The organism is Myroides sp. DF42-4-2 (genome assembly GCF_030326445.1).
Classification (GTDB): Bacteria; Bacteroidota; Bacteroidia; order Flavobacteriales; family Flavobacteriaceae; genus Flavobacterium.
On the sequence record NZ_JACAKI010000037.1, the window covers coordinates 1 to 10,763 of the forward strand.

General features: G+C 34.1%; 10 protein-coding genes. 7 read left to right on the forward strand and 3 right to left on the reverse strand.

Translation table 11 applies throughout. The features are described 5' to 3' along the window. Window positions 1-368 (forward strand): hypothetical protein (locus HX062_RS15775; RefSeq protein WP_286468082.1); only part of this gene is annotated, 368 nt, incomplete at its 5' end. 461 nt (window positions 369-829) lie between these two features. Here HX062_RS15775 and mobB read toward each other — a convergent pair. The 3 genes from mobB to HX062_RS15790 form a co-directional block, all read right to left on the reverse strand. Next, window positions 830-2,095 (reverse strand): conjugal transfer protein MobB, encoded by a 1,266-nt coding sequence (gene mobB, locus HX062_RS15780; protein WP_286468083.1) that lies wholly within the window; start codon window positions 2,093-2,095, stop codon window positions 830-832. A 3-nt stretch (window positions 2,096-2,098) separates the two neighbouring features. Then, a complete protein-coding gene (locus HX062_RS15785; protein ID WP_286468084.1) occupies window positions 2,099-2,527 on the reverse strand; it encodes a plasmid mobilization protein in 429 nt (142 codons plus the stop codon). 124 nt (window positions 2,528-2,651) lie between these two features. Continuing rightward, a complete protein-coding gene (locus HX062_RS15790; RefSeq protein ID WP_286468085.1) occupies window positions 2,652-3,053 on the reverse strand; it encodes a PDZ domain-containing protein in 402 nt (133 codons plus the stop codon). Between the two features lie 515 nt (window positions 3,054-3,568). On the opposite strand from HX062_RS15790, the gene HX062_RS15795 reads away from it, so the two are divergent. Genes HX062_RS15795 through ilvA form a run of 6 tightly spaced genes read left to right on the forward strand, consistent with a single transcriptional unit; the run spans window position 3,569 to window position 10,710 of the window. Further along, entirely contained in the window at window positions 3,569-4,441 is an 873-nt protein-coding gene (locus HX062_RS15795; RefSeq protein WP_286468087.1) for a branched-chain amino acid transaminase, read from the forward strand. A 14-nt stretch (window positions 4,442-4,455) separates the two neighbouring features. Next, on the forward strand, window positions 4,456-6,141 hold the full coding sequence (gene ilvD, locus HX062_RS15800; protein WP_286468088.1) for a dihydroxy-acid dehydratase: 1,686 nt from the start codon (window positions 4,456-4,458) through the stop codon (window positions 6,139-6,141). Next, a complete protein-coding gene (gene ilvB, locus HX062_RS15805) occupies window positions 6,138-7,838 on the forward strand; it encodes a biosynthetic-type acetolactate synthase large subunit (RefSeq protein ID WP_286468089.1) in 1,701 nt (566 codons plus the stop codon). Before ilvD ends, ilvB begins: the two co-directional genes overlap by 4 nt. Before the next feature lie 16 nt (window positions 7,839-7,854). Continuing rightward, window positions 7,855-8,406 carry an acetolactate synthase small subunit gene (gene ilvN / locus HX062_RS15810; RefSeq protein WP_286468090.1) on the forward strand — a complete coding sequence of 184 codons (552 nt, stop codon included), beginning with the start codon at window positions 7,855-7,857 and terminating at the stop codon, window positions 8,404-8,406. Between the two features lies 1 nt (window position 8,407). Further along, the gene (gene ilvC, locus HX062_RS15815) at window positions 8,408-9,445 is read left to right on the forward strand and encodes a ketol-acid reductoisomerase (RefSeq protein WP_286468091.1); all 1,038 of its coding nucleotides are present in this window, start codon (window positions 8,408-8,410) and stop codon (window positions 9,443-9,445) included. 5 nt (window positions 9,446-9,450) lie between these two features. Then, complete coding sequence (gene ilvA / locus HX062_RS15820; protein ID WP_286468092.1) at window positions 9,451-10,710, forward strand: threonine ammonia-lyase IlvA; 1,260 nt, start codon at window positions 9,451-9,453, stop codon at window positions 10,708-10,710. Window positions 10,711-10,763 lie beyond the last annotated feature (53 nt).

The following is a 10,763-nucleotide window of genomic DNA, read 5'->3' on the forward strand; positions in this document are numbered from 1 at the left end:
AAATATATAAAAAAATTCTGCTCGGTTTTAACCCAAGCAGAATTTTATACTTACACAGTTTTTGGTACAGTGTCTTTGGAAGACATATAAAAGTAGCAATTACTATTTCTACTGTGACAGACAAACCAATAATTTTACATGTACATCATAAATATTATATAAAAGATAAATTACCTTGGGACTATTTGGATGATGCTTTGACAACATTATGTCATGGTTGTCATCAGGGGATACACGATGTTGAAGAAATCCCTGTCTATATTAACGAAAAGATGATTGATAAAATGGATTTGACATTATGTGATAGATGTAATGGGAGTGGATATTTATCAGAATTCCATTACTATCACAATGGCATATGTTTTTAAATGCGAAGGTAATAAATTTATGGAATTAATATGAGTAAAGTAAACCATTGTCACTACTACTAGGTGGTAGATACTAGGTGGACAAATCAAGCCTTAACCCAAAATAAATGACAATTTCATTTTAAAAAAAAGTAAACTATCTAAATATATTAATGCTTATATTAAATTTGTCCTTTAAATTTAAGCAAAAGATAAAACGCTTCCAATCATAGCATAAAACTTTCCGAATAAGGTGCTCACCACAATTCAAAAAAAGTGAACCTCCCTATTTATAAAGCATACAGCATAAAAGAGGCTAACCCTCTTTCTCCTCAACATAATTAGAATAATTACCTTATAAAAGTTTCAAAACGAAACAAAAGCCTGTAAATTTAATGAGTTTACAGGCTTTTCTATTTGACTTAGATAGTTATTTGTTTTAAAAGTGCTCAAAATATGAATGTCTAATTAGGTGCACTTTCTCACAAAGGTTTTCTTCTTCTTTTTATTCTTTTCTCAAAACTTAACTCTTCATAATCTATCTCTTGGTTATTGTTTAAAAGATTAAACAAAGATAGAAACTCATTATTATTAAAATCAGTAGTTTCAGAATATAAGTAATCAAACATTGGATGTAACTCATCAGCTTCATTTGTCTTAGTCTGTTGAGAAGGTATTAAAATTGAACGAGGATAATCTTCTGTACTACTCCATTTTTGTTTCAGTATATTAGCTGATAACTCTTTACTTAAATCAGAACCTTTATAGACACTTTTTGAGCTGTGATCGATAAAAGTTACGCCATAGATACGATTGTCCCTGTTCTGGAAGATAACAACGTTTATTCCCTGATTTAAAAGTTCTTCTTTAAATTCTTTCTGTGAATTTGTTGTATTAAGAGTTATTTCAATAATTTGATTTAAACTTGATTTATTAGATGCACCTTTTAATATCTCTTTTGATTTTTTAAAGTGTTTTTCTAATGATATATAACCCGCATTTTTTCCAAATAAGGAAGCCTTAAAAGGATTACTTACCTTCTCTCCTTTTTCATTTATGGCAAAGTACACTAAACCGTGTTTGGTTTGTCCATTGTAAGAAGCTTCCACTTTTTCTGCTCTGATGTTAAATAGGGATAATAAAGCATTATAACTTGTTAGACTATCATACTTATAATACTTGGGTAGATATCGTATTACTGAGGCTATTTGAGTTTTTAGATTATGTTTCGTATAATCAACTGGTGTAAATTGAATCTGTTTAGATTCCATATTTGTTTGATTTACAACAAAGGTTAGATTGAACTTCTTTTCAATTTCACGGCAAGTTTTCATTGATTTTAAATGATCGTATTTATCATCAATTTTCTTTCCTTCTAAATCTGTACATACTGTTACGATATGAATGTGTTCTCTTTCTATATCACTGTGTTTATAGACAATGTAAGGTTGATTTTCATAGTCCATACTATTCATATACTGCTTCGCTATTTCATTTAAGGTCTCGTCTGTTAATTTATTATTGGGATTCGGATTCAAAGAAATATGTCTTACAACTTTCTCTGTCTTATTATTTAAAAGTAGATAAGGCTCAAAGTGTTTATAAAGCTGAGCTATGTAGTTTGAAGTGTTATTTGGTTCAGGTAGATTATTTGTAAACAAAACAGAACCTTGTCCTTTATCAACTTTTAATTGATTGTAGGACAAAGCTCCTATAAGATTACTTCCTTTACCGATCTTAGCTATCATAACTTATAGATTAGTATTTAAGTGCTTGTCTTCAAACTCTTTGGTAAGCCTAATAATGTAATAGCAAAGTTTTGATAAGTCCTTGGTATACTCTTCAAGTTTTGAGATCGAACGTTTCGCTCTATCTTCAGAGAAGTATTGATTGCATAACTTTACAATCTGATTGTAGTTCACTCCTACTGCTCGAAATTGATTAAATAGTTTGGTAAGTGTAGCATGATATTGCAGTGCTGCAACATCTACTTTGACTGTTTTAACTTGTCTATCTAAAAGCATAGAAACAAGAAAGCTTGCTTTGTTTGTCATTCCTGATGATGTAAACAAAGCAAGCAGTCTCTGGTTTTCAGATTCAGTGAGTCTGAAAACATGTCTATATTTTTTAGGATTGGATTTTAGTTTTCTTCCTCCTTTGTTTTTATTTGTAGTTTGCATAATGTCTTATCTTGATTTGAGTCAAGATAAGTTTAGCTTCTAATACTTCTACTTTATAGGTACTTAGTGGTCTACCATGGCGGAGATTGGACAAGCAAACAAAATATGATCTTCTATTTAAAAATTAATTATTCTTATTCAGTTCAACAAACTTTTCTGTTTTAGTGTTTTTAAAACCAAAAGTAGCCTTGTTTAGTTTCTTTAAAGAAGCCGTTAGTTCACAAAATTCAGCATAAGTCAGATAATTTATCATTTGATCATTAATCGATGTAACTTGATCTCCTATTTTTATGCCTGCTTGTTCTAATTCAGATCCATCCCATATAAAACAAACTTCTACTTGTTTACTCTCATTTAGACAAAACTTAGCTACCCAATCCCTTCGGCTTTTACTGCTAGAACTTGAATGATAATTGATCAATAAGACTATTAAAAACACAGTTATCATAGCCCAAAAAAATCTATTACTTATTAACTTATAGCGTGTTGTTTTTCCTGAAGGACACTGCACATTGATACTTTTCATTAAAAAAGATTAAAGAATTTGTGTATTTCGAAATTATAAATTATGTTTGCGCCAGAAAAACAAAAAAAATGTACAATTCAATTATTATTTCTTCTATTATTTTTACAGGTGTGGTTTCACAATCTGAGGGGGAATAATTTTGATACAATCAAAATAATATAAAAGAAGAGCCTCCTGAGAAATTAGGTGGCTTTTTTTATAAAAACAAATTAGAAATTGACAAAATGAAATTATATAACAACACTATTATTATCAGCATTATTATTAACTCGCCACTGTGAGAGATGCTGCTATATGCCAAATTGTAAGCCTTTCTCATTCTGGGAAAGGCTTTTTTTATGAAACAAATTAGAAATTGACAAAATGAAATTATATAACAACACTATTATTATCAGCATTATTATTAACTCGCCACTGTGAGAGATGCTGCTATATGCCAAATTGTAAGCCTTTCTCATTCTGGGAAAGGCTTTTTTTATTCATAAAATAAACGAACAACTCTAAAAAAAATAAACATGTATTTAAACGACGAAACTATCTTTTTTCTAAACGGAGAATTTGTAAAAGCTAAGGAATCTACCATTGATTTGTATAGTCAAACGCTTCACTATGGTTATGGTGCATTTGAAGGTATCCGTTCTTATGAAACCAAAACAGGAACTAAGATTTTTAAGGCTAAAGAACATTATGAGCGCTTGAAAAAATCTTGCGAATTGGTAAAAATACCTTTCGATTATAACATACAAGAGCTTGTGGAAGCCACCTATTTATTACTAGATAAAAACAATCTAAAAAATGCTTACATCCGACCCTTAGTATACTGCGGACCAAACATGAGCTTGTCAAAGCCTACCAGTGTTTCAGTAATGATTGCGGCTTGGGACTGGGGAGCATATTTGGGTGATAAATTATTGAGATTAACCATATCCTCCTATTGTCGTCCCCACCCAAGATCTATCCATATCGAAGCAAAAGTCTGTGGACATTATGTCAATTCTATCCTAGCAACTAATCAAGCAAAAGATGATGGATTTGACGAGGCCTTACTTTTGGATAGTGATGGTTTTTTAGCCGAAGGACCAGGAGCAAACTTGTTCTTTGAAAAAAATGGAAAATTATTCACCCCTCAATTAGGAAACATTCTTCCAGGTATCACTAGAACTACTGTTTTAGAGATAGCTAAAAAATTGGGCATGGAAGTACATCAGGGAAAATTTACTAAAGAAGATCTTTTTCAAGCAGATAGTGCCTTTTATTGCGGAACAGCTGCCGAAATAGTAGGTATATTCTCGGTGGACAATTATCAGTTTCCAAAAAACTGGACTAACTCCTTAGGCAAAAAAATCCAAGATACTTATTCACTTTTAGTACGAGAACCTTTAAAATAATTCAATTTAAACGAATGAAAACATTAAACAAATACAGCAAGACCATCACACAAGATGCAACGCAACCCGCAGCACAAGCTATGCTTTATGGAATAGGTTTAACCGAAGAAGATTTACAAAAGGCACAAGTAGGAATTGTGAGTATGGGGTACGAAGGAAATCCTTGTAATATGCACCTCAATGACTTAGCTAAAGAAGTAAAAATTGGTGTACAACAAGAAGACTTAGTAGGATTAATATTTAATACTATTGGTGTGAGTGACGGTATATCAAATGGGACTGATGGTATGCGTTTTTCTCTAATTTCTAGAGATGTAATTGCCGATTCCATAGAAACAGTGGTAAGTGCTCAATGGTACGATGCAGTATTAGCTGTAGTAGGTTGCGATAAAAACATGCCAGGTTCTATCATTGCTATGGGAAGATTAAATCGCCCAGCAATCATGGTTTATGGTGGAACGATTCATGCTGGAGAGTGGAAAGGAGAATCACTTAATATAGTTTCTGCTTTTGAAGCTTTGGGTAAAAAATTCAATAATAGTATTTCCGTTGAAAATTACAAAGGTATTATCAAAAATGCTTGTCCAGGCGCAGGAGCTTGTGGTGGAATGTACACGGCAAATACAATGGCTTCAGCTATTGAAGCATTGGGAATGAGCCTGCCTTACAGTTCGTCCAATCCTGCACTGAGTAACCAAAAAAAGAGAGAGTGTTCTGATACAGGAAAAGCCATTAAAGAGTTGTTGAAGAAAAATATTAAACCAAAAGACATCATGACTCGAAAAGCTTTTGAAAATGCTATGACCATGGTAACGGTTTTGGGAGGTTCTACCAATGCGGTAATGCATCTGATAGCAATGGCACACTCAGTGGATTTGGAGTTGACTTTAGATGATTTTCAAAAGATAAGTGATCGTGTTCCTGTACTAGCTAATTTAAAACCAAGTGGAAAATACCTCATGGAAGATTTACATCATGTAGGTGGTGTTCCTGCAGTGATGAAATACTTATTAAAACACAATTTATTACATGGTGATTGTCTAACTGTTACAGGAAAAACAATTACTGAAAACTTGGAAACTGTGGAAGATCTAACAAAAGGTCAGAGAGTATTACTCCCTATCGAGAATCCAGTGAAAGCAAAAGGACATTTACAGATACTCTATGGAAATTTAGCTACCAAAGGAAGTGTAGCTAAAATAAGTGGTAAGGAGGGTGATTATTTCGAAGGAACGGCTAAAGTGTTTGATGATGAATATGCTGTAATTGAAGGAGTGCGTACAGGAGAGGTAAAACCGGGTCATGTAGTAGTCATCCGCTACTGTGGACCAAAAGGTGGACCAGGAATGCCCGAAATGCTCAAACCAACTTCAGCGATAATGGGCGCAGGATTAGGAAACTCAGTGGCTTTGATTACCGACGGCAGGTTTTCGGGTGGAACACATGGCTTTGTAGTAGGACATATTACCCCCGAAGCTTTTGTAGGTGGAACAATTGCCTTGGTAAATGATGGAGATGTGATTGTAATTGACACGAAAAATAATACAATCAATTTAAAAGTATCTGAACAGGAATTAGAAAAGCGAAAATCAGTATGGAAACAACCTGCATTGAAAGTAAAAAAAGGAATCTTATACAAATATACACAATGTGTTTCAAATGCTTCGTTGGGCTGTATAACCGATAAATATTTAAAATGAAAACAACACAATTAAAGACAACAGGTGCAGAAGCAGTAATACAAAGTTTAACAGCTGAAAGAGTAAAAACGATATTTGGTTATCCTGGTGGTGCTATTATGCCAATTTATGATGCCTTATTTCATCATCTAGATAAAGTAAATCATATCTTGACAAGACACGAACAAGGTGCTATACATGCAGCTCAAGGCTATGCGAGATCTTCTGGAAAAACAGGGGTTGTATTTGCTACTTCGGGTCCAGGAGCCACCAATCTTATTACAGGGTTAGCTGATGCCCTAGTTGATTCTACACCTTTGGTTTGCATCACTGGACAAGTCGCATCTCATCTCTTGGGAACTGACGCTTTTCAAGAAACTGATGTCATGGGAATTTCTATGCCTGTAACCAAATGGAATTGTCAAATAACCAAAGCAACAGATATAGCACCGACTTTAGCTAAAGCATTTTACATTGCCTCATCTGGTCGTCCAGGACCAGTTTTAGTAGATATTACTAAAGATGCTCAATTTGAAAAACTGGATTTCAATCACGAGAAGTGTACATCAGTAAGAAGCTATCAACCTAAGCCGAAATTAAATATAGATCAAGTGCAAGCAGCAATCAAGTTTTTGAATCAAGCAAAAAAACCGTTAATGATTGTTGGACAAGGAATTATGCTTTCCAATGCAGAAGAAGAATTACTAGCGTTTGCCGAAAAAATGGGTATTCCCGTTGCTTCAACACTTTTGGGATTAGGAGCTTTTCCCAGTCATCACCCTTTATATGTTGGAATGGTAGGTATGCATGGCAATTATGCTCCCAATGTAAAAACTAATGAGTGTGATGTACTACTTGCTGTAGGAATGCGTTTTGACGACCGTGTTACAGGGGATGTTTCCAGATATGCGACACAAGCAAAAGTGATTCATATCGATATTGACATTGCCGAAATCAATAAAATCATAAAAGCTGATGCTCCTATTGTTGCTGATGCCAAAGATGCATTAATAATTTTAGCTGATTTAGTCGAAAAACAAAATTATCAAAATTGGTTGGATGAATTTCATCAAGCTAAGTACAATGAATTACGAATACTTTCCGAAAATAGAGAAAAGATATTTTTAGATGAACTAAGAATGGATTTAGTGATTGATTTACTTTCTCAAAAAACCAAGGGAAATGCAATTATTGTAACTGATGTGGGTCAGCACCAAATGATGGTGGCGCAATTCTATCAATATAATCAAACTAGGAGTAATGTTACATCTGGTGGATTAGGAACAATGGGGTATGCACTTCCAGCTGCTATTGGAGCAAAAGTAGCAAATCCAGAAAAACAAGTCGTAGCTATCATCGGAGATGGAGGGTTTCAAATGACCTTACAAGAATTAGGGACCATGATGCAAAACAATATTAACGTAAAAATAATCATCTTAAACAATGGTTATTTAGGCATGGTACGCCAATGGCAACAAATGTTCTTCGAAAATAGATATTCGTTTACTGATATTCAAAGTCCTGATTTTGTGGCTTTGGCATCTTCCTACAACATCAATGGTGAAAAAGTAGAAACACAGGAGGAATTGAACAAAGCACTAGATAACCTTTTAAGCTCCAATAATGCGTATCTACTTGAAGTAAAGGTCGCTAGAGAAGATAATGTTTTTCCAATGATCCCAACAGGTGCTTCAGTTAGTGACATACGGTTACATTGATTATAAAACAAATAAAATGGAAACAAAGAACAAAACATTTACCGTATCCATATTTACGGAAAACACAATAGGAATGCTCAACCGCATCACTATAATTTTTACAAGACGCCACCTGAATATTGACAGTATCACAGCTTCTGAGACAGAGGTTAAGAATGTTCATCGTTACACTATCGTTTTGAAAACAAGCGAATCGAAAATAGATAAAGTCATTGGGCAAATCGACAAATTAATTGATGTACTAAGAGTCTTTGTGCATGAAGATAATGAAGTTATACATCAGGAAATGGCGTTATACAAAATCAAAACAACAGAACTTAAATCGAACAATATAGAGCAAGTAGTGAGAGAAAATAATGCAAAAGTTCTCACTGTAGACTCTGATTATATAGTCATTGAAAAAACGGGACACAAGATAGAAACTCAAATTTTATTTGAAAAACTGAAACCTTTTGGAGTTTTAGAGTTTGCCTGCTCAGGACGAGTAGCTGTTACTAAACCGATGAAAGAACTAAGCACTTATTTAAAAGATTTAGAATGTAATTTAAAAACAAATAATACAATATAAAATGGCACAATTAAATTTTGGCGGCGTAATGGAAAATGTCGTAACACGAGAAGAGTTTTCTTTGGAAAAGGCAAGAGAAGTATTAAAGAATGAAACTGTTGCGGTCATTGGATATGGCGTCCAAGGCCCTGGACAAGCATTAAATTTAAAAGACAATGGTGTAAAAGTAATTGTAGGACAACGCAAAGGAACTAAAAGTTGGGCAAAAGCACTTGCTGATGGTTGGGTAGAAAACGAAACTCTTTTTGATTTAGAAACTGCTTGTGTTAAAGGTACTCTACTTATGAATTTATTATCTGATGCAGGACAAATACAGGCGTGGGAAATGATGAAGAAACATTTAACGAAAGGCAAATCTCTATACTTTTCACATGGTTTTGGTGTTACTTTTTATGATAAAACGGGTATCATACCGCCCAAAGATGTAGATGTATTTTTGGTAGCTCCTAAAGGTTCTGGAACTTCTTTAAGAACATTATTTTTAAAAGGACAAGGATTGAACTCTAGCTATGCAGTTTTTCAAAATGCAACTGGAAGAGCTGAAGAAAAAGCATTAGCATTGGGGATTGCTATTGGTTCTGGTTACCTTTTTGAAACCACTTTTCAAAAAGAAGTATATAGCGATTTAACAGGTGAACGAGGTGTTCTGATGGGGGCTATTGCTGGAATTTTTGAAGCCCAATATCATGTTCTCCGTCAACGGGGACATTCACCTAGTGAAGCCTTCAATGAAACTGTAGAAGAACTCACCCAAAGTTTAATGCCTTTGGTAGCCAAAAACGGAATGGATTGGATGTTCGCCAATTGTAGTACCACTGCACAACGTGGAGCATTGGATTGGAAAGGTAAATTTAGAGATGCTACTACACCTATTTTTAATGAACTATATGATGACGTACTTTCTGGTAAAGAAGCAGCCGTCGTTATCGAAGCCAACAGCAAACTAGATTATAGAGAAAAACTCAATGCAGAACTTAAAGAAATACAACGTAGTGAATTATGGCAAACTGGAATGCAAGTTCGAAAGTTAAGACCTTAAACCAAATGATACATTTAACAAATATAAAAAAGGCAGCCAAAAACCTGAAAGGTGTGGCAGTGCATACTCCCCTTATAAAAAACGAAAACCTGAGCGAGCGATTTGCCGCTCAGATTTATTTAAAACGGGAAGATTTGCAACCTGTACGATCCTATAAATTACGTGGTGCATATCATAAAATTAGTTCACTTTCTAAGAATGAAATAAAACTAGGTGTTGTATGTGCAAGTGCAGGTAATCACGCTCAAGGAGTAGCTTTTGCGTGTAAGAAACTAAATATAAAAGCTGTGGTTTATATGCCTATTACTACACCCGCACAAAAAATAAAGCAGGTAAAACTCTTTGGAAAAGAAAACGTAGAAGTGGTTTTGAAAGGTGATACTTTTGACGATGCCTATAACGAAGCTCTTTATTTCAGTCAGAAAAATAAGGCCGTTTTTGTTCATCCGTTTGATGATGAATTAGTTATTTCCGGACAAGGAACTGTGGGATTGGAAATTGTGGAAGATACCAAATCTAAGATTGATTTTTTATTCTTTCCAATTGGAGGTGGTGGTTTAGCAGCAGGGGTCGTCTCGGTTTTTAAACAATTAAGTCCCGAAACTAAACTTATTGGTGTAGAACCACAAGGAGCCGCCTCTATGAAAACATCGCTGGAAATCGGTAAAAATACTGCATTAATGAACATTAATAAATTTGTAGATGGAGCTGCCGTTAAGCGAGTGGGCGACAAAACATTTGAGATCTGCCAACATACATTAGACAACATTGTTTTAGTGCCTGAGGGAAAGGTTTGTACAACAATTTTACAATTATACAACGAAGAGGCCATTGTTGTAGAACCAGCTGGTGCATTAAGTATTGCAGCTTTAGATTCCTATAAAGATCAAATCAAGGGTAAAAATGTGGTGTGCATTGTTAGTGGAAGCAATAATGATATTACAAGAATGGAAGAAATTAAAGAGCGATCCTTGATGTTTGAAGGATTGAAGCATTATTTTATCATTAACTTTCCACAAAGACCAGGAGCATTAAAAGAATTTGTAAATGATGTCTTAGGAGAAAATGATGACATTACTTATTTCCAATTTACTAAAAAGAACAACCGTGAAGAAGGTCCAGCTGTTGTTGGCTTAGAATTAAGATACAGTTCTGATTTAGATAATGTAGAACAAAAAATGAAAACTAAAAAAATAAGCTATCAACATTTGAACAAACAAAAAGAATTGTTTACACATTTGGACACTGTACCAAAAACTGTGTAAGTATAAAATTCTGCTTGGGTTAAAACCGAGCAGAATTTTTTTATATATTTAAT

Bases quoted from the DNA above. Each gene is read 5' to 3' on its own strand.
- mobB (WP_286468083.1), bottom strand. From the start codon at position 2,095: ATGATAGCTAAGATCGGTAAAGGAAGTAATCTTATAGGAGCTTTGTCC.
- HX062_RS15785 (WP_286468084.1), bottom strand. From the start codon at position 2,527: ATGCAAACTACAAATAAAAACAAAGGAGGAAGAAAACTAAAATCCAAT.
- HX062_RS15790 (WP_286468085.1), bottom strand. From the start codon at position 3,053: ATGAAAAGTATCAATGTGCAGTGTCCTTCAGGAAAAACAACACGCTAT.
- HX062_RS15795 (WP_286468087.1), top strand. From the start codon at position 3,569: ATGTATTTAAACGACGAAACTATCTTTTTTCTAAACGGAGAATTTGTA.
- ilvD (WP_286468088.1), top strand. From the start codon at position 4,456: ATGAAAACATTAAACAAATACAGCAAGACCATCACACAAGATGCAACG.
- ilvB (WP_286468089.1), top strand. From the start codon at position 6,138: ATGAAAACAACACAATTAAAGACAACAGGTGCAGAAGCAGTAATACAA.
- ilvN (WP_286468090.1), top strand. From the start codon at position 7,855: ATGGAAACAAAGAACAAAACATTTACCGTATCCATATTTACGGAAAAC.
- ilvC (WP_286468091.1), top strand. From the start codon at position 8,408: ATGGCACAATTAAATTTTGGCGGCGTAATGGAAAATGTCGTAACACGA.
- ilvA (WP_286468092.1), top strand. From the start codon at position 9,451: ATGATACATTTAACAAATATAAAAAAGGCAGCCAAAAACCTGAAAGGT.